This window comes from Streptomyces sp. AM8-1-1 (assembly GCF_032229325.1).
In the GTDB taxonomy this organism is placed as follows: Bacteria; Actinomycetota; Actinomycetes; order Streptomycetales; family Streptomycetaceae; genus Streptomyces; species Streptomyces achmelvichensis.
The window spans coordinates 5,313,469-5,332,521 of sequence record NZ_CP135086.1 but is presented as its reverse complement, the minus strand read 5'-3'; the positions used below and the strand labels follow the sequence as shown (position 1 = coordinate 5,332,521).

Here is a 19,053-nt window from a genome sequence, read left to right as displayed (position 1 = left end):
CCCCTACAGCAGTCCTACGGCCGTATCGACCGCTCCGGCGACGTCCCCGTCGACCGGGTAGAGCAGCGAGCGTCCCACCACCAGACCCTGCACGGTGGGCAGTTGCAGCGCACCACGCCATTTCTCGTAGGCGCCGTGCTGATCGTCGCCGATCTCCCCTCCGAGGAGGACCGCCGGAAGCGTGGAGGTTTCCATCACCGACGCCATGTCGTCGGGGTTGTCGGTGACGGGGACCTTCAGCCAGGTGTACGCGGAGGTGCCGGCGAGTCCCGAGGCGATGGCGATCGACCGGGTGACCGCGTCGGCGCTGAGATCGTTGCGGAGCCGGCCGTCGGTCCGGTGACATATGAACGGCTCGACGAAGACGGGAAGCTGACGCTCGGCCATCTCGTCCACGGTGCGCGCGGTGGCGTGCAGCGTGTCGAGCGAGGCCGGGTCCTGGTAGTCGATGCGCAGCAGCAGCTTGCCCGCGTCGAAGCCGAGCCGGTCCAGGTCCTGGGCGCGGTAGCCGGTGAAGCGGTCGTCCAGTTCGAAGGAGGCGCCGGCGAGTCCCCCGCGGTTCATGGACCCGATGACCACCTTGTCGTCGAGCGCGCCGAGCAGCAGGAGGTCGTCGAGTATGTCGGCGGTCGCGAGGACTCCGTCGACACCGGGCCGGGAGAGGGCGAGGCAGAGCCGTTCCAGCAGTTCGAGGCGGTTGGCCATGGCGAGGCGGCTCTCACCGACGCCGAGCGCGCCACGGGCCGGGTGGTCGGCGGCGATGATCATCAGCCGCCCGCTGTCGCCGATGAGCCGGGGCCGTCTGCGCCGGCGCGCGGCGGCCTCGGCGACGGCCTCCGGATGCCGGGTGCGGATCCCGACGAGCTCGGCGATGTCGACACGGCTCACGAAGCGGCTCCGGGCGAGTGGGGGGCCGGCGGGGGTGGTGGAGGCGTCCGGGGCGCGGTGTCGGACGGGGGCGGCGCGAGCGTGCCCGACGACGCCCCGGGCGCGGTCGGCGGCGGCGTCGGCGAGGGCGGCACGGAGCCTCCGGCCAGGACCTGGTCGACCTCGGAGGCGTACGGCATCGCGCTGGAGCAGGCGAGCCGGGCCGCGACGATCGCCCCGGCTGCGTTCGCGTACCGCATGATCTGCTCCAACGGCCGGTCGGAGAGCAGCCCGTGGCACAGCGCCCCGCCGAAGGCGTCGCCGGCGCCCAGGCCGTTGACCACCTCCACCGGGACGGGCGGGACCTCGGCGCGGGTGCCGTCGCGGTGCAGGGCAAGGACCCCCTTGGGGCCCTGTTTGACGACGGCGAGCTCCACCCCGGCGGCGAGCAGGGCGCGGGCGGCCGCTTCCGGCTCGCGCTCACCGGTCGCGATCTCGCACTCGTCGAGATTGCCGACGGCGACGGTGGCGTGGGTCAGGGCCTCGCGGTAGTACGGCCTGGCCTCGTCCGGGTCCGTCCAGAACATCGGCCGCCAGTCCAGGTCGAAGACCGTGATGCCGGACCGGTCGCGGTGGGCGAGCGCGGCGAGTGTGGCGCCCCGGCTGGGCTCCGCGCACAGACCGGTGCCGGTCATCCAGAACACGCGCGCCTCGCGGATCGCCGCCAGGTCGAGTTCGCTCTCGTGGATCTCGAGGTCGGGCGCCTTGGGCTGCCGGTAGAAGTAGAGGGGAAAGTCGTCCGGCGGGAAGATCTCGCAGAAGGTCACCGGCGTCGGGTACGCGGCCACCGGCGTCACCCAGCGGTCGTCGACACCGAACTCGCCGAGGGCCTGGTGCAGATAGTCCCCGAACGCGTCCTGGCCGGTGCGGGTGATCACCGCCGTCCTCCGGCCGAGACGGGCCGCGCCGACGGCGACATTGGTGGCCGAGCCGCCGAGGAACTTCCCGAACGTGTCGACCTGTGCCAGCGGGACCCCGGTCCGCAGCGGATAGAGGTCCACCCCGATCCGTCCCATCGTGATCACGTCGTACGGCTGAGGCATGCGCGTCCCTTCACTTCGACGCCGGCTGCCCCCAGGTCTAATGCTCCTTCCTGAGCCCTGTCAACATTTTGTCCTGACATTCGGACGAAGGCTTGACACCCTTCCGCGACGGCCGGAAAGCTCGGCCGCATGACCTCCTCCGTACCCTCCCTGAACCGCATCCGGGTCGGATCGGCCCCCGATTCCTGGGGGGTGTGGTTCCCCGACGATCCCCAGCAGGTCCCCTGGCAGCGCTTCCTCGACGAGGTGGCCGACGCCGGTTACGAATGGATCGAGCTCGGACCGTACGGCTATCTCCCCAGCGACCCCGCCCGTCTCGCCGAGGAGACCGCCCGCCGGGGGCTGAAGGTCTCGGCCGGCACGGTCTTCACGGGACTGCACCACGGCCCGTCGGTCTGGGAGAAGACCTGGGCGCACGTCTCCGACATCGCCGCGCTCACCCGGGCCATGGGCGCCGAACACCTGGTCGTCATCCCCTCGTTCTGGCGGGACGACAAGACCGGCGAGGTGCTGGAGGACCGCACGCTCACGCCGGAGCAGTGGCGCGATCTGACCACTCAGACCGAACGGCTGGGCCATGAGGTGCGCGAGCGCTACGGACTGAAGATCGTCGTCCATCCGCACGCGGACACCCATGTCGACAGCGAGGAGAACGTCGCCCGCTTCCTCGACGCGACCGACCCCGCCCTGGTCTCGCTCTGTCTGGACACGGGGCACTACGCCTACTGCGGCGGTGACAGCGTCAAGCTGATCGAGACCTACGGCGAGCGGATCGGCTATCTCCATCTGAAGCAGGTGGATCCGGACATCCTCGCCGAAGTCGTCGCGGACGAGGTCCCGTTCGGCCCCGCGGTCGGCCGGGGCGTGATGTGCGAGCCGCCGTCCGGCATCCCCGCGCTGGAGCCCGTCCTGACCGCGGCACAGGCCCTGGACGTGGAGCTCTTCGCCATCGTCGAGCAGGACATGTACCCGTGCTCGCCGGACAAGCCCTTCCCGATCGCCCGACGGACGCGCCGATTCCTGCGCTCTTGCGGCGCCTGAGACCCAGGCGTCGCTTCTGTCACCGTTGTTGCACGGCGATCACACATGTCTCCATTACGCGGGTTTTCCGTCACAGGCGCTCAACAGCCCCACTCTTCCCTCCAGTCGCCGTCGTTCATCGGGCACAGGCTCAGTGATCACCAGCGCCCGCGCGGCAGCTCCCCCGACGGCCCCCCGGCCGCCGCTGTCGCGCACACAGGGAGGTGCCCCACAGATGACGGACAGAAGACTCTGGTCCTACAAGGAGATCGCCGCACACATCAAGGTGCAGCCGGACACGGTCCGCTCCTATCGCAAGCACGGCCTTCTCCCGCCGCCCGACCATGTGGAGACCGGCAAGCCCTACTGGTACGCGGACACGATCCGCGTCTGGGTGGCCAACCGCCCCGGAAACAGGAGCCGCAGAACCGAATGACCGCGCGCCGGCCGGGCGCCCCCGTCCCGCCGCGCCGAGCCCCACCCCCGTCCCGCACCCCCCGGGTGCGGGACTTCGTCGTATGTGTCGGTGGAGGCGGAAACGGGCCGCAGAAGGGCGCGAGAGGCACATGTCACCGCATCCCTCAGTACCCCCTAGGGGTATAGTATGGTGAAGATGCCACCGCCTCCGCAGCCCCGGAGGCCTCTGGTACACCTTGAGTACCCCCCTCAAGCACCCCGAGGAGAACGACATGACCGCGGAGACCGAGACTTCCCCGACCGCCCCCGCATCCGGCTGCTGCGGCGGCGGCGCCTGCGGCAGCGGTGCGGCCGACGTGCAGATCGGCGGCGTCACGACGGTCTACCAGGTCACCGGCATGACCTGCGGCCACTGCGAAGGTGCCGTCTCCGGTGAGATCTCCGGACTCCCGGGCGTCACCTCCGTCAAGGCCGTCGCCGCGACCGGCCAGGTGACCGTCGTCTCCGAGGCACCCCTGGACGAGGCCGCCGTGCGCGACGCCGTCGACGAGGCCGGGTACGAGCTCGTCGGCCTCGCCTGACACGCAGGCCGCTCGATCAGTCTTCCGCCGGGCCGGCCCCGACCAGTCGCACACTGGTCGGGGTACGGCCCGGCGCCGTTGTCTGGAGTCCCCACCGTGGAAACGTCCGTGCACACGACCCAGGTCGAACTCACCATCGGCGGGATGACCTGTGCCTCCTGCGCCGCTCGCGTGGAGAAGAAGCTCAACCGCATGGAGGGGGTCGAGGCCACGGTCAACTACGCGACGGAGAAGGCCCGGATCTCCTGTCCGCCGGACCTGAAGGTGAGCGACCTGATCGCCACCGTCGTGAAGACCGGGTACACGGCCGAGGAGCCGCCGCCCCCGGCGCCGGAACCCGAGATCTCGGCCGGCGCCGGCAGCACCGGCACCGGCAGTCCCGACAGCGGCGTGGGCGACCCGGAGTCGGCCGCGCTCCGGCAGCGCCTCGTCGTCTCCGCCGTGCTGTCCGTGCCGGTGGTCCTGATGGCGATGGTCCCGGCCCTTCAGTTCGACAACTGGCAGTGGCTCTCCCTGACGCTCGCCGCGCCGGTCGCCGTCTGGGGCGCGCTGCCCTTCCACCGGGCCACCTGGACCAATCTGCGGCACGGCGCCGCCAGCATGGACACTCTGGTCTCCCTCGGCACGCTGGCCGCCTTCGGCTGGTCGCTGTGGGCCCTGTTCCTCGGTCACGCCGGGATGCCGGGCATGCGGCACGGCTTCGACCTGACGGCCTCGCGTACCGACGGCGCGTCCACGATCTATCTCGAAGTCACCGCCGGTGTGGTGACCTTCCTCCTGCTCGGCCGCTATCTGGAGGCCCGCTCCAAGCGGAAGGCCGGCGCGGCACTGCGTGCCCTGATGGAACTGGGCGCCAAGGACGTGGCCTTGTTGCGGGACGGCACGGAGACGCGGATACCGATCGGCCGGCTGGCGGCCGGTGACCGATTCGTCGTCCGCCCGGGCGAGAAGATCGCCACCGACGGCACGGTCGTGGAGGGCACGTCCGCCGTCGACGCCTCCCTGCTGACCGGCGAGTCGGTACCGGTGGACGTGGCGGCCGGCGACCCGGTCACCGGCGGCTGTGTGAACGTCGGGGGCCGCCTTGTCGTCGAGGCCACCCGGGTCGGCGCGGACACCCGGCTGGCCCGCATGGCCAAGCTCGTGGAGGACGCCCAGAGCGGCAAGGCGGACGTGCAGCGTCTGGCCGACCGGATCTCGGCCGTCTTCGTTCCCGTCGTCATCGTCCTCGCGCTGCTCACCCTCGGGTTCTGGCTGGGCAGCGGAGCGGGCCCGACCGCCGCGTTCACCGCGGCCGTCGCCGTGCTGATCATCGCCTGCCCCTGTGCGCTCGGGCTGGCCACGCCGACCGCGCTCATGGTCGGCACCGGGCGGGGCGCCCAGCTCGGCATCCTCATCAAGGGTCCCGAGGTCCTGGAGGCCACCCGCACCGTCGACACCGTCGTCCTCGACAAGACCGGCACGGTGACCACCGGCACGATGAGCCTCAAGGGCGTCCACACCGTGGAGCCGGGTGACGAGGGGGCCGGGAGCGAGCTGCTGCGTCTCGCGGGTGCCCTGGAGCACGCCTCCGAGCATCCCGTCGCCCGGGCGATCGCGGCGGGCGCCGCGGAGCGGGTGGGCACGCTGCCCGTCCCGTCGTCGTTCGAGAACCTTCCCGGCCTCGGCGTACGCGGCACGGTCGACGGCCACGACGTCCTGGTGGGCCGTGCACGCCTGCTGGAGGACGCGGGTGTGGAAGTGCCGCCCGCGCTGCGCTCCGTCGCGGCGGACGGCCGTACGGCGGTCTTCGCGGCCCGGGACGGCAAGGTGTTCGGCGCCCTCACGGTCGCCGACACGGTCCGGGACACGAGCGCCGAGGCCGTCGCCCGTCTGCGGGACCTCGGCCTCACGCCGGTGCTGCTGACGGGCGACAGCCGGGCGGTCGCCGAGGCGGTCGCGGCCGAGGTCGGCATCGACGAGGTGCATGCCGAGGTGATGCCGGAGGAGAAGGTGGAGGTGGTCCGGCGCCTCCAGGCACAGGGCCGCCGGGTGGCCATGGTCGGCGACGGGGTGAACGACGCGGCCGCCCTCGCCACGGCGGACCTCGGTCTGGCCATGGGCACGGGGACGGACGCCGCCATCGAGGCCGGTGACCTCACACTCGTACGGGGCGACCTGAGGGCCGCGGCCGACGCCATCCGTCTCGCCCGTCGGACTCTTGCCACAATCATCGGCAATCTTTTCTGGGCCTTCGGCTACAACCTCGCCGCCCTGCCCCTCGCGGCGTTTGGCCTGCTCAACCCCATGATCGCCGGTCTGGCCATGGCCTTTTCGTCCGTATTTGTGGTGACCAACAGCCTGCGTCTACGCTCTTTCCGATGACTACATGTGGGTCACAGGACCTTCACAAAGAGACCTAGATCACAGATATTTAGGGGTAACCATTAAGGCTCCTCGCGAGTCTGAATGGGCGATGCCGAGAACGTCTTGGGGGACGTTCATGGGATGTCTTGGGGGACGTCTCAGGCAAGCGTTGGCCGGGGCACGTGCCCGGGGAGCTTTGAGCGGCCCTCCCGTGCGTGCGTACCCCGGCAGACCGCGAGGAACTTCTGCCCACCCGGCAGAGACGCCCGGCCGGATCCCGTGGGGGGAATCCGCTCCGGGGATATGGGAAGCGCCCCGCCCGCCGACCCGTGGGGGGATCGGCAGCGGGGCGCTTTCCGTTACGTACGCAGCCTCGGCGGGGCCGGCCGGATCACCTTCTCAGGAGTGACCGGTCCCCTGGTCGGGACGGTCGCTTCAGCGAGCCTCGACCGGGACGAAGTCACGCAGGACCTCGCCGGTGTAGATCTGGCGCGGGCGGCCGATGCGGGAACCCGGCTCCTTGATCATCTCGTGCCACTGGGCGATCCAGCCGGGCAGCCGGCCGATCGCGAAGAGCACGGTGAACATCTCGGTCGGGAAGCCCATGGCCCGGTAGATGAGACCCGTGTAGAAGTCCACGTTCGGGTAGAGGTTGCGCGAGACGAAGTAGTCGTCGGAGAGCGCGTGCTCCTCGAGCTTCAGCGCGATGTCCAGCAGCTCGTCGGACTTGCCGAGGGCCGAGAGGACGTCGTGCGCCGCCGCCTTGATGATCTTCGCCCGGGGGTCGAAGCTCTTGTAGACGCGGTGGCCGAAGCCCATCAGGCGGACGCCGTCCTCCTTGTTCTTCACCTTGCGGATGAAGGAGTCGACGTCGCCGCCGTTGGCCTTGATGCCCTCGAGCATCTCCAGCACCGACTGGTTGGCGCCGCCGTGCAGCGGGCCCCACAGGGCGCTGATGCCGGCGGAGATCGAGGCGAACATGTTCGCCTGCGAGGAGCCGACCAGACGCACGGTGGACGTCGAACAGTTCTGCTCGTGGTCCGCGTGCAGGATCAGCAGCTTGTCGAGCGCCGAGACCACGACCGGGTCCAGGTCGTACTCCTGGGCCGGGACCGAGAAGGTCATCCGCAGGAAGTTCTCCACGTACCCGAGGTCGTTGCGCGGGTAGACGAAGGGGTGCCCGATCGACTTCTTGTAGGCGTATGCCGCGATCGTCGGAAGCTTGGCGAGCAGCCGGATCGTCGAGAGGTGGCGCTGCTTCTCGTCGAACGGGTTGTGGCTGTCCTGGTAGAACGTCGACAGCGCACTGACCACGGAGGACAGCATCGCCATCGGGTGGGCGTCACGCGGGAAGCCGTCGAAGAACCGCTTGACGTCCTCGTGCAGCAGCGTGTGCTGGGTGATCTCGCCCTTGAAGGCGGACAGCTCGTCGACCGTCGGCAGCTCACCGTTGATCAGCAGGTACGCCACCTCGAGGAAGGTGGAGCGCTCGGCCAGCTGCTCGATGGGGTAACCGCGGTACCGCAGAATCCCCTGCTCACCGTCGAGATAGGTGATCGCGGATTTATAGGCGGCGGTGTTGCCGTAGCCACTGTCCAGGGTCACCAGACCGGTCTGGGCTCGGAGCTTCCCGATGTCGAAGCCCTTGTCACCGACGGTGCTGTCGACCACCGGGTAGGTGTATTCACCGTCCGCGTACCGCAGTACTACTGCGCTATTAGCGTTGTCGCTCACGTCATCCCTCACCGACGTAGTGCCTCTTCTTCGAGGTGCCCTGACTGTCTCTACCATCCCCCATTTGGCTCAGGAGAGTGCACTCGGGGTCGACCAATGGGCCTATCGGCGGCACTCAGTGCCGCCAACCTGCTCATCTTGCCCCCTTCGCCCTGGTTCCGGAAGCCGGGGTGGCATTTCCCACCCCGCGGGGCCGGAGGCTCCCCCGGCCGGCCGATGCCCGGACGGCTCAGCCGCCGGTCAGCCGGTGGTCGAGCGCGGTGAAGCGTCTGCCTGCGGAAACGGTGCGCACTGCCTGTCCTATCGCCTTGCGGGAGCCGACGAGCACGACGAGCTTCTTGGCCCGGGTGACCGCCGTGTAGAGGAGGTTCCGCTGAAGCATCATCCATGCTCCGGTGGTGACCGGGATCACCACCGCCGGGTATTCGCTGCCCTGGGAGCGGTGGATGGTCACGGCGTACGCGTGGGCCAGCTCGTCCAGCTCGTCGAAGTCGTACACAACCTCCTCGTCCTCGTCCGTCAGCACCGTCAGCCGCTGATCATCCGGCTGGAGCGAGGTGACCACGCCGACCGTGCCGTTGAAGACGCCGTTCTTTCCCTTCTCGTAATTGTTGCGAATCTGGGTGACCTTGTCGCCGACCCGGAAGACCCGTCCACCGAAACGCTTCTCGGGGAGATCCGGCCGGGCGGGCGTAATGGCCTGTTGCAGCAGACCGTTGAGGGTGCCCGCACCCGCCGGGCCCCGGTGCATGGGCGCCAGAACCTGCACATCCCGCCGCGGGTCGAGCCCGAACTTGGCCGGAATCCGACGGGCCGCCACGTCCACGGTGACCCTTCCCGCGTCCTCCGTCTCGTCCTCGACGAAGAGGAAGAAGTCGGAGAGCCCCGAAGTGATCGGCGGAAGACCGGAGTTGATGCGGTGGGCGTTGGTCACCACACCGGACTGCTGGGCCTGCCGGAAGATCCGGGTGAGGCGGACATGGGGCACCGGGCCGCCGTCCGCGAGCAGATCCCGCAGCACCTCGCCCGCGCCCACGCTCGGCAACTGGTCGACGTCCCCGACGAGCAGCAGGTGCGCCCCCGGTGCGACGGCCTTGACCAGCTTGTTGGCCAGCAGCAGATCGAGCATGGACGCCTCGTCCACGACGACCAGATCGGCGTCGAGCGGGCGGTCACGGTCGTATGCCGCGTCGCCGCCCGGTCTGAGTTCCAGCAGCCGGTGGACGGTGGACGCCTCCGCCCCGGTCAGCTCCGAGAGCCGCTTGGCCGCGCGGCCGGTGGGGGCGGCCAGCACCACCTTCGCCTTCTTGGCGCGGGCCAGCTCCACCACCGACCGCACGGTGAAGGACTTTCCGCAGCCGGGGCCACCGGTGAGCACGGCGACCTTGCTGGTGAGCGCGAGTCGCACCGCGGCCTCCTGCTCGGGAGCCAGCGCGGCGCCGGTGCGGTCGGCGAGCCAGGCGAGCGCTTTGTCCCACACGACGTCCCGGAAGCCCGGCATCCGGTCCTCGTCGGTGCGCAGCAGCCGGTTCACCTGGGCGGCCAGGGAGATCTCGGCACGGTGGAAGGGCACCAGATAGACGGCGGTCACCGCCTCGCCCCCGTCCGCCCCGGGCACGCTTTCCCGCACGACCCCCTCCTCGTCGGCCGCGAGCTCGGCGAGGCACTCGATGACCAGGCCGGTGTCCACCTGGAGGAGCTTCACGGCGTCCGCGATCAACTGCTCCTCGGGCAGGAAGCAGTGGCCCTGGTCGGTCGACTGGGACAGGGCGTACTGGAGGCCGGCCTTGACCCGCTCCGGGCTGTCGTGGGGTATGCCGACGGCCTGGGCGATCTTGTCGGCGGTGAGGAAGCCGATGCCCCACACGTCGGCCGCTAGGCGGTAGGGCTGGTTCTTCACGACCGAGATCGAGGCGTCCCCGTACTTCTTGTAGATGCGCACGGCGATGGAGGTGGAGACGCCGACACCCTGGAGGAAGATCATGACCTCCTTGATGGCCTTCTGTTCCTCCCAGGCGGCACCGATCAACATGGTCCGCTTCGGGCCGAGTCCGGGGACCTCGATGAGTTTCTTCGGCTCCCGCTCGATGATGTCGAGGGTCTCGATGCCGAAATGGTCGACGATGCGCTCGGCGATCCGCGGGCCGATGCCCTTGATCAGACCGGAGCCGAGGTAACGGCGTATGCCCTGGACGGTGGCCGGGAGGACGGTGGTGTAGTTCTCCACGGTGAACTGCTTGCCGTACTGCGGATGGGAGCCCCAGCGGCCCTCCATGCGCAGGGACTCGCCCGGCTGCGCGCCGAGCAGCGAGCCGACGACCGTGAGGAGATCGGCGCCGCGTCCGGTGTCGACGCGGGCGACCGTGTACCCGTTCTCCTCGTTGGCGTAGGTGATCCGCTCGAGGACCCCTTCGACCACTGCTGGATTGGACATGATCCGACGCTACCGCCGGGGTCGGACAACACGGGCGGCCTGTGGACACATGCGAGGTCCACGGTTCTCGCCGCCGTCCGGACAAGGAGCGTCGTGATCGTCTCCGACGACAACGGCGGCCCCAGCGCCCACGACGCGACCATGACCGCCGAGCAGTTCTCGGCCGTTCTCCCGGTGACGAAGGAGTTCCACGGCATCTCTCACGGCACGGTGCTCGAATGCGGCTTTCCGGTGCAATCGCCGACCGGCATGCTCGAGTTGGCTCGTGGCATCCGGAAGTCGCTCCCCGCCGGCCCGGTCGCGGTCCGCTGTCGGGGCCGGACTGAGCGGGCGGCCTGTGGACAACTCCCGTCCGCGCGGCGGCGGTACGGCTTCCGGGACGTCGAGGGGCCCGGCCGTAAGGCCGGGCCCCTCCATTTCCCCTCCCTCAAGGACTCCCCGGATCCCCCCAGATCCCCCCCGGGAGCCTTGATGACAGGTATGACCGACGTGACTGGTAAAGGGTTGTACGACTGCGGCCGGTAATTTTTCCGGAACTCCCGGATCCAGTCGACGGCCGTATCCGCGGGCCGCTCCCGCACTCCCGCCCGGCTCATTTGGCGTTGAACCGGTCCTGGACCAGGACGCTGCCGTCGGCCGCGTAGACCGTCACCGCGTAGCCCTTCTGCATCACCTCGGGGCCCGGAAAGGCGTAGTACGTACCCCAGTCGGGCTCTCCGCGCAGGCTCAGGACGCCCGCCTCGTACTCCTTGTCGGCCACCCGGATCACGATGCGGGCCGGCGGGCTGTCCGTGCGGAAGGCGCCGTGGACGAGGCCCTCGCCGCTCGACAGGCCACCGCTCACACTGTCGGGCCGGATGTTGTCGCCCGGCAACTGCCGGGCCGTCGCGATCGCCTGCTCGATGTCGCCCTCCGGAACGACGTAGTTCTGCTTGCCCTCGGGCAGCAGCACCATCTTCAGACCGTGGCCGATACCGGCCACTTCGTACGGCTCGAGGGTCCGGACACCCGCCCGGCCGCTGGATGCCGACGGGGCGGGGGCGGTGGCCGGCGGCGCCGGGGAGGGGGACACATGGGCGCTGCCGAACCCGGCGTACGCCAGCACGGCGAGTGCCGCCGTGACCGTCGTCGTACCGGCCACGGCCGCCCGTCGCCGTGTGCGGGCCATGCGGCCCCGGCGCAGTACCTCGTCGACCGGGGCGGGCCCCACGGGGTCGGCGTCCGCCTCGCGTCGCAGGGCGTCGCCGATGCGCAGATCGTCGTTCACGGACGCGGCTCCTTCGGTGTCCCACGGGCCGCCCTGCCGTTCGCGGACGCCCCCGCGGGCTCACGGGCCACCCCCGGCTCACCGCGGAGGCGGCGCAGGGCACGCGCGCCGTGGCTGCGGACCGTGCCGATGCGGGTGCCGAGCAGCCGGGCCACCTCCGATTCGGTGCGGTCCTCCAGATACCGCAGCACGATCACGGCACGCTGCCGGGGCGGCAGCCGGTCGAGCGCCTGGACGAGCGCGCTCCGTTCGGCGATGCCCTCGGTGCGGTCCGGGGCCGCGGTCTCCGGGAAGCGGGTGGTGAGCCACTCCCGTGCCCGCGTACGCCGGAGCCGGTCCACATTGGCGTTGATCATGATGCGCCAGACGTAGGCGTCGGGGTCGTCGGTGCGCTGGATGCGCTCCCACTTCACATACGCCTTGGCCAGGGCTGCCTGCACCAGGTCCTCCGCGTCGTGGTGATGTCCGGTCAGGAGCCGGGCCGTCCGGAGCATCCGTGGCCAGCGGCTGACCACGAATGCCCGGAAGTCCGCCTCCGCGCTCGTCTTCAATCAGGGTCCTCTGTCGGGGCCGCTGTTCGCCGTCGGGGGGCCGCGCCGGCGTGCCCGACCCCTGTACGGGCCCGGCGGCGCGGCACCGGGCCTACCGGGGAGCGAAGGTCAGGGTCGCCAGCACCGCGCCGCCGCCGTCGTACGCGGTGACCGTGACGGGCTCCCGCCACGGTCCGGCTCCGGGCCGGTCGAGGTAGTACGTGCCCCAGCCGGGCCTGCCCGGCAGCCGCAGCATCGCCGCCTCGGTCTCCGGGCCCTTGCCGATGCGCACGGTCGTGCGCGCGGGCACCGTGTCCGTACGGTAGGCGCCGGTGAAGAGGATGTCGTCGCCCTCGGTGCCGATGCCGCCGCTGAGGCTGTTGGGGCGGATGCTGCTGCCGGGGTACTTCTTGGCCTCCTCGACATCGGCCGCGAAGTCGTCGTAGCTGACCACGTAGTTCTGCCGGCCCTCGGGAAGCAGCCCCATCTTCGCGCCGCGGCCGATGTCGACGGGCTGGTACGGACGTACGACGCGCGGCCCGGTCGCGGACGGGGACTTCGCCCGGGGCTGCGCCGCAGCGGCGGCCGGTGCCGGCCCGTTCTGTGCGGTCACCGGGGCGGCGGGCGGGGCCGCCCGGTCGACCGCGATGGCCGTCCCGCCGCCGGCCGCCAGAACCAGCGCCACCGCTCCCACGATGGCAAGCCGCCTTCTGCTCATGCTTCCTCCAGGTGATCGAACACGATCCGGATACGCCTACATCTGTCAGACGGCGTCCGGCCCTGGCGTCTATGTCATGGCAGCCGAAGTTTCTCGGCGGCTTTCCCGGGAGCGGTCAGAGCACGTGCTCGGTGAAGCGATGCGCTGTCTCCGCCAGCACCTCCTCACCGTCCCGCGCCCACAGCTCCTCGTTGAACAGCTCGACCTCGATCGGGCCGCTGTAGCCCGCCGCGTCCACCCGGCTGCGCCATGCGCGCATGTCGATCGACCCGTCGCCGATCTGGCCCCGGCCGTTGAGCACGCCGGCGGGCAACGGTGTGGTCCAGTCGGCGAGTTGAAAGGCATGGATGCGGCCTTCCGCGCCCGCCCGCACGACCGCGTCCGGGGCCGTGTCGTCCCACCAGATGTGGTACGTGTCCACCACCACGCCCACCTGCGACGACGGGAACCGCCCGGCGAGCGCGAGGGCCTGGGTCAGGGTGGAGACGACACAGCGGTCCGCCGCGTACATCGGGTGCAGCGGTTCGATCGCCAGCCGTACGCCCCGCTCCCCCGCGTACGGTGCGAGGACCGACAGCGCGTCCGCGATCCGCTCGCGGGCTCCGGCCAAGTCGCTGCTGCCCGGCGGCAGTCCGCCGGAGACGAGGACCAGGGTGTCCGTGCCCAGGGCCGCGGCCTCGTCGATCGCCACGCGGTTGTCGTCGAGCGCACGTGCCCGCTCGGCGGGGTCGATCGCGGTGAAGAAGCCGCCGCGGCACAGGCTGGTGACCGCGAGACCGGCGTCGCGGACGAGCGCGGCCGTCGCCGCGACGCCGTACGACCGGACGGGCTCGCGCCACAGGCCGACCCCGGAAACGCCCAGCCGCAGGCAGGACTTGGTCAGTTCGGGCAGGGACAGCTGCTTCACGGTCATCTGGTTGATGCTGAAGCGGCGCGGACCGGTCATGCGCTGACTCCGTACACATCGAGCAGGGACCGCATGCGCCCCTCGGCCAGGACCGGGTCGGGGAACAGGCCGAGCCCGTCGGCCAGTTCGTACGCCCGCGCGAGATGGGGCAGCGAGCGCGCCGACTGGAGGCCGCCGACCATCGTGAAGTGCGACTGGTGCCCGGCGAGCCACGCCAGGAACACCACACCGGTCTTGTAGAAGCGCGTGGGTGCCTGGAAGAGATGGCGGGAGAGGTCGACCGTCGGGTCGAGGAGCTTGCGGAAGCCCTCCGTGTCCCCGGTGTCCAGCACCCGTACCGCCTCCGCCGCCAGCGGTCCCAGCGGGTCGAAGATGCCGAGCAGCGCGTGGCTGAAGCCGCGTTCGTCTCCGGCGATCAGCTCCGGGTAGTGGAAGTCGTCGCCCGTGTAGCAGCGCACACCCGGCGGAAGGCGACGGCGCAGCTCCACCTCCCGGCGTGCGTCCAGCAGCGACACCTTGATGCCGTCCACCTTGTCGGGGTGGGCTGCGACGACCTCCAGGAAGGTGTCCGTGGCGGTGTCGAGGTCGGCGCTTCCCCAGTAGCCCTCCAGCGCCGGGTCGAACATCGGCCCGAGCCAGTGCAGGATCACCGGCTCGGAGGCCTGGCGCAGCAGGTGTCCGTAGAGGTTGAGGTAGTCGTCCGCCGAGGCCGCCGCCGCGGACAGCGCGCGGGACGCCATCAGGATCGCGCCCGCGCCGGTGGACTCGACGAGGGCGAGCTGTTCCTCGTACGCCGCCCGTACCGCCGCGAGGTCCGCAGGGCCGGTCAGCTGGTCGGTCCCCGCGCCGCAGGCGATCCGGCCGCCCACCGCCCGCGCCTCGGCGGCCGAGCGCCGGATCAGCTCCGCCGCGCCCGCCCAGTCCAGGCCCATCCCCCGCTGGGCGGTGTCCATGGCCTCGGCGACGCCCAGGCCGTGCGACCACAGATGGCGGCGGAAGGCGAGCGTGGCGTCCCAGTCGACGGCGGCGGGTGAATCCGGGCCGGTGTCGGCGTACGGGTCGGCCACGACGTGCGCCGCGGAGAAGACCGTACGGGAGGCGGGCGGGGTTCCACCCGCTCCTCCCGGGAGGGTGAAGTCCGCGGGTTCGGCCCGCGGGGTGTGCGCGCGCAACCGGCCGTCGGCGCCCGGGAGTCGGATCACAGGGTCAGCTCCGGGACCTCGAAGCGACGGCCCTCGGCCGACGACCTGAGAGCGAGCTCGGCGAGCTGCACACCGCGCGCGCCGGCGAGCAGATCCCAGTGGTAGGGCTCGCCGAGCGCCACATGGCGCAGGAAGAGCTCCCACTGCGCCTTGAACCCGTTCTCGAACTCCGTGTTGTCCGGGATCTCCTGCCACTGGTCGCGGAAGGGTTCGGTGGCCGGCAGATCGGGGTTCCACACCGGCTTCGGGGTGGCGGAGCGGTGCTGGACGCGGCAGCGGCGCAGCCCCGCGACCGCCGAGCCATGGGTGCCGTCGACCTGGAACTCCACGAGTTCGTCGCGCATGACCCGCACCGCCCAGGAGGAGTTGATCTGGGCGACGGCCCCGCCCTCCAGCTGGAAGATCGCGTATGCCGCGTCGTCCGCGGTCGCCTCGTACGGCTTGCCGCGCTCGTCCCAGCGCTGCGGGATGTGCGTGGCGACCTGCGCGCTCACACTGGTGACCCGGCCGAAGAGACCGTGCAGTACGTACTCCCAGTGCGGGAACATGTCGACGGCGATGCCGCCGCCGTCCTCGGATCGGTAGTTCCACGAGGGGCGCTGGGCCTCCTGCCAGTCGCCCTCGAAGACCCAATAGCCGAACTCGCCCCGTACGGACAGGATCTCGCCGAAGAAGCCGCCCTCCACGAGGCGCTTCAGCTTCAGCAGCCCCGGCAGGAAGATCTTGTCCTGGACGACGCCGTGCCGGATGCCGGCGGCATCCGCGAGACGGGCCAGCTCCAGGGCGCCGGCGAGGTCGGTCGCGGTCGGCTTCTCGGTGTAGATGTGCTTGCCCGCCGCGATGGCCTGCTTGATGGCGGGGACGCGGGCGGAGGTGACCTGCGCGTCGAAGTAGATGTCCACGCTGTCGTCGGCCAGCACGGCGTCCAGGTCGGTCGTCCAGTGCTCCAGTCCGTGCCGTTCGGCGATGTCGCGCAGCGCGTGCTCACGGCGCCCGACGAGAACGGGCTCCGGCCACAGCGTCTCGCCGTCCCCGAGATCGAGACCGCCCTGTTCGCGGATGGCGAGCAGGGAGCGCACCAGATGCTGGCGGTATCCCATCCGTCCGGTCACGCCGTTCATGGCGATCCGCACTGTCCTGCGTGTCACGAAGATGCCTCCATGTCCCTCGATCCCCGGACGGTTCCCTCTTTATGGCCTTGTTGCCTCGATACCGCTGTAGCAAGCGCTTTCTACGCGGTATGACGCTAGCCTGCCGACAGTGACCCGGACAAGGGCTCTGTTCCATCTCCCGCGGAGGAAAGCGATGACAGTCACCCTGTCGGACGTCGCGGCGCGCGCTCGGGTGTCCCCGGCCACCGTGTCGCGCGTGCTCAACGGCAACTACCCCGTCGCGGCGTCGACGCGGGAGCGGGTCCTGCGCGCCGTCGACGAACTCGACTACGTCCTGAACGGGCCCGCCAGCTCACTCGCCGCCGCCACCTCCGACCTCGTCGGCATCCTCGTCAACGACATCGCCGACCCCTTCTTCGGGATCATGGCCGGCGCCGCGCAGACGGAGATCGGCGGACAGGAGGGCACCGGGCGCGCGGGCGGCGAGAAACTCGCCGTCGTCTGCAACACCAATGGCTCACCGGACCGCGAGCTCACCTACCTCACCCTGCTCCAGCGGCAGCGGGCGGCGGCCGTCGTCCTCACCGGCGGCGCGCTGGAGGATCCCGCGCACATCGCGGCCATGTCCTCGAAGCTGGCGAAACTCGCGGACGCGGGGACCCGGGTCGTGCTGTGCGGGCGGCCGCCCCTGCCGGGCAGCGAGTCGATCGTGGCTGCGCTCGCCTTCGACAACCGGGGCGGCGGACGGCGGCTGACGGAGCATCTGCTGTCGCTCGGCCACCGGCGCATCGGATACGTCGCCGGGCCGACGGAACGCACCACCACCCGTCACCGGCTGGAGGGCCACCGGGCCGCGCTGGCCGCGGCGGGCATAACCGAGGACCAGGACCGGCTCACCGTGCACGGCCCGTACGCGCGGCAGTCCGGCTACGACGCGACCCTCGAACTCCTGCGGCGCGACCCGGCCCTGACGGCGATCGTCGCCGCGAACGACACGGTGGCACTGGGCGCGTGCGCGGCCCTGCGCGACCAGGGCCTGCGCATCCCCGAGGACATCTCGGTCGCCGGCTTCGACGACCTGCCGTTCTCGGTGGACGCGGTGCCGGCGCTGACGACGGTTCGACTGCCGCTGTACGAGGCGGGGGCGCGGGCGGGGCGGCTGGCGATGGGGCGGGAGGCGGCGCCGCCGGGGGGTATCGCGACGATCGGAGCGGAGCTGATGGCGAGGGAGTCGACGGGGCGGCCGAAGGTCTGACCCTTGCGGCGTAGCCGCGTGTTCGGTTCGCTGCGGCTGGGCCACTTGTTCAGTGCGGGTGTTTGTGGCTCGGGCCCTTATGGCTCAACCGCTTGTTCGGTGCGGGTTCCTGCGGCTCGGCCGTCAGGTGGTTGTGGCGCGGCCGGTTGTGCGGTTGCTGTCCCGGTGCCGTTCCGGGGTCATGTCCGGGACTGCGGTCCTCACCGCGCTTCGCGCGAGTTGCGGGCGCTTTGACGTCCCGGACACGACCCCTGCACGTCCCCGTCCCTGAACGCGGCCAGGGCCGTACGCCCCTCGTCTCACCGCACCCTCGCAGCGCACCCCTGTCTAGGGGACCTCGTCCCGGACGGACGGAGGGTCGCGGGGACGTCGGGAGGGGGGCGGGGGCGCAGGAGGGGGGTGTCCGGACGTCAAAGCTTCAGCAACTCGCGCGAAGCGCGGTGAGAAAGCAGTCCGGACACCCCCCTCCGGAGAACCCGAACCCCGCACCCACCCACCAACCCGGCGCAGCCGCACCACAAGAACCCGCACCGGACAAAGAACCCGCACCCAGCACCCGCACACAAGCACCCGCACCGGACAAGAACCCGCACCACAAGAACCCGCACCCGTGGCTCAGCCGCACGCACCCCGCAGCGCCGCCACCGTCGCCGCGATCGACGGGCGTCTCGCCGCTCCCTCCCGCCACAGCGCGTACAGCCTCCGCCTCGGCACCGGCGTCAGTGGCACCTCCCGTACCCCCTCCGGCAGCGCCCCCCGCCCCAGCCGCGGCATCACCGCGATCCCCAGCCCCGCCGCCACCAGCGCTAGTTGGGTGTGGTTCTCCTCCGCCTGGTGGACGAGGTCCGGCTCGTTCCCCGTCGCCCGGAGCGTCCGTATCAGCCAGTCGTGGCAGACCGTGCCCGGCGGCTGGCAGATCCAGCGCTGACCGGCCAGGTCCTCACGGCGTACCGAGGTCAGGGACGCCAGCGGATGCCCCTCCGGCACCAGCAGATCGCACAGGTCGTCGCCGAGGTGTGCTTGTTCGACGCCGTCCGGCGCGGGCAGTGGGGCGATGTCCCAGTCGTGGGCGACCGCGAGGTCGGTCATCCCGCGGGCCACGAGGCCGACGGACAGATGCGGGTCGACCTCGGTGAGGCGCGCGTCGAGGGTGGGGTGCAGCCGGGCCAGTTCGGCGAGGACACCCGGCATCAGTCCGCGCGCGGCGGACGGGAACGCGGCGATCGTGAGCCGGCCGGTGGGCTGCCCGCGCCGTTCCTCCAGCGTCGTCTCCGCGCGTTCCACGATCGCGAGCAGTTCCTCGGCCGTCCCCGCGAGGTGCTTCGCCTCGTCGGTGAGCGCAACCCCCCGTCCCCGCCGCTCCAGCAGCGTCGTCCGCGTCTCCCGCTCCAGCTTGGTGATCTGCTGCGACACCGCGGACGGGGTGTACCCGAGCGCGGTCGCCGCGGCGGCCACCGAACCGTGCACGGCGACCGCGTGCAGTGCCCGCAGGCGTCCCAGATCGAGCACGACCGCTCCCATTCGTAAGCAACGCTCAATTCCACCATGAAGAAACCCGCG

16 protein-coding genes are annotated in these 19,053 nt (G+C 70.9%); 5 read left to right on the top strand and 11 right to left on the bottom strand.

Annotated elements, in window-relative coordinates:
• Nucleotides 1-3: 3 nt before the first annotated feature.
• Both RPQ07_RS24015 and iolC read right to left on the bottom strand, forming a co-directional pair.
• On the bottom strand, nt 4-888 hold the full coding sequence (locus RPQ07_RS24015) for a deoxyribose-phosphate aldolase (RefSeq protein WP_313946243.1): 885 nt from the start codon (nt 886-888) through the stop codon (nt 4-6).
• Entirely contained in the window at nt 885-1,970 is a 1,086-nt protein-coding gene (iolC, locus tag RPQ07_RS24010; RefSeq protein WP_313946242.1) for a 5-dehydro-2-deoxygluconokinase, read from the bottom strand. Before iolC ends, RPQ07_RS24015 begins: the two co-directional genes overlap by 4 nt.
• Nucleotides 1,971-2,099: 129 nt before the next feature.
• On the opposite strand from iolC, the gene RPQ07_RS24005 reads away from it, so the two are divergent.
• From RPQ07_RS24005 to RPQ07_RS23990, 4 genes are all read left to right on the top strand, one after another.
• Nucleotides 2,100-3,011, top strand: coding sequence for a sugar phosphate isomerase/epimerase (locus RPQ07_RS24005; RefSeq protein WP_313946241.1), 912 nt, complete (start codon nt 2,100-2,102; stop codon nt 3,009-3,011).
• A 214-nt stretch (nt 3,012-3,225) separates the two neighbouring features.
• Complete coding sequence (locus RPQ07_RS24000) at nt 3,226-3,426, top strand: helix-turn-helix transcriptional regulator (RefSeq protein ID WP_313946240.1); 201 nt, start codon at nt 3,226-3,228, stop codon at nt 3,424-3,426.
• Between the two features lie 253 nt (nt 3,427-3,679).
• Nucleotides 3,680-3,988, top strand: coding sequence for a heavy-metal-associated domain-containing protein (locus tag RPQ07_RS23995; RefSeq protein ID WP_313946239.1), 309 nt, complete (start codon nt 3,680-3,682; stop codon nt 3,986-3,988).
• A gap of 108 nt (nt 3,989-4,096) precedes the next feature.
• Nucleotides 4,097-6,352, top strand: a complete 2,256-nt coding sequence (locus RPQ07_RS23990; RefSeq protein WP_313946238.1) for a heavy metal translocating P-type ATPase — start codon at nt 4,097-4,099, stop codon at nt 6,350-6,352.
• A 417-nt stretch (nt 6,353-6,769) separates the two neighbouring features.
• Here RPQ07_RS23990 and RPQ07_RS23985 read toward each other — a convergent pair whose 3' ends face one another.
• From RPQ07_RS23985 to RPQ07_RS23950, 8 genes are all read right to left on the bottom strand, one after another.
• Nucleotides 6,770-8,080: a citrate synthase gene (locus RPQ07_RS23985; RefSeq protein WP_383245874.1), complete on the bottom strand. Its 1,311-nt coding sequence runs from the start codon at nt 8,078-8,080 to the stop codon at nt 6,770-6,772.
• Nucleotides 8,081-8,297: 217 nt separating this feature from the next.
• Nucleotides 8,298-10,502, bottom strand: a complete 2,205-nt coding sequence (locus RPQ07_RS23980) for an ATP-dependent RecD-like DNA helicase (protein WP_313946236.1) — start codon at nt 10,500-10,502, stop codon at nt 8,298-8,300.
• A gap of 592 nt (nt 10,503-11,094) precedes the next feature.
• Complete coding sequence (locus tag RPQ07_RS23975; protein ID WP_313946235.1) at nt 11,095-11,769, bottom strand: hypothetical protein; 675 nt, start codon at nt 11,767-11,769, stop codon at nt 11,095-11,097.
• Nucleotides 11,766-12,320 (bottom strand): SigE family RNA polymerase sigma factor, encoded by a 555-nt coding sequence (locus RPQ07_RS23970; RefSeq protein ID WP_313946234.1) that lies wholly within the window; start codon nt 12,318-12,320, stop codon nt 11,766-11,768. The genes RPQ07_RS23975 and RPQ07_RS23970 overlap by 4 nt, the downstream gene beginning before the upstream one ends.
• A gap of 91 nt (nt 12,321-12,411) precedes the next feature.
• On the bottom strand, nt 12,412-13,017 hold the full coding sequence (locus RPQ07_RS23965; protein ID WP_313946233.1) for a hypothetical protein: 606 nt from the start codon (nt 13,015-13,017) through the stop codon (nt 12,412-12,414).
• Nucleotides 13,018-13,132: 115 nt separating this feature from the next.
• Complete coding sequence (locus RPQ07_RS23960) at nt 13,133-13,963, bottom strand: sugar phosphate isomerase/epimerase family protein (RefSeq protein ID WP_313946232.1); 831 nt, start codon at nt 13,961-13,963, stop codon at nt 13,133-13,135.
• Complete coding sequence (locus tag RPQ07_RS23955; protein WP_313946231.1) at nt 13,960-15,126, bottom strand: dihydrodipicolinate synthase family protein; 1,167 nt, start codon at nt 15,124-15,126, stop codon at nt 13,960-13,962. The genes RPQ07_RS23960 and RPQ07_RS23955 overlap by 4 nt, the downstream gene beginning before the upstream one ends.
• Nucleotides 15,123-16,274 carry a Gfo/Idh/MocA family oxidoreductase gene (locus RPQ07_RS23950; RefSeq protein WP_313946230.1) on the bottom strand — a complete coding sequence of 384 codons (1,152 nt, stop codon included), beginning with the start codon at nt 16,272-16,274 and terminating at the stop codon, nt 15,123-15,125. Before RPQ07_RS23950 ends, RPQ07_RS23955 begins: the two co-directional genes overlap by 4 nt.
• A gap of 157 nt (nt 16,275-16,431) precedes the next feature.
• Between RPQ07_RS23950 and RPQ07_RS23945 the strand changes: the two genes are divergently transcribed.
• Nucleotides 16,432-17,493 carry a LacI family DNA-binding transcriptional regulator gene (locus tag RPQ07_RS23945; protein ID WP_313946229.1) on the top strand — a complete coding sequence of 354 codons (1,062 nt, stop codon included), beginning with the start codon at nt 16,432-16,434 and terminating at the stop codon, nt 17,491-17,493.
• A 615-nt stretch (nt 17,494-18,108) separates the two neighbouring features.
• Here the strand turns inward: RPQ07_RS23945 and RPQ07_RS23940 are convergent.
• A complete protein-coding gene (locus RPQ07_RS23940; protein ID WP_313946228.1) occupies nt 18,109-19,002 on the bottom strand; it encodes a LysR family transcriptional regulator in 894 nt (297 codons plus the stop codon).
• Nucleotides 19,003-19,053: the final 51 nt, after the last annotated feature.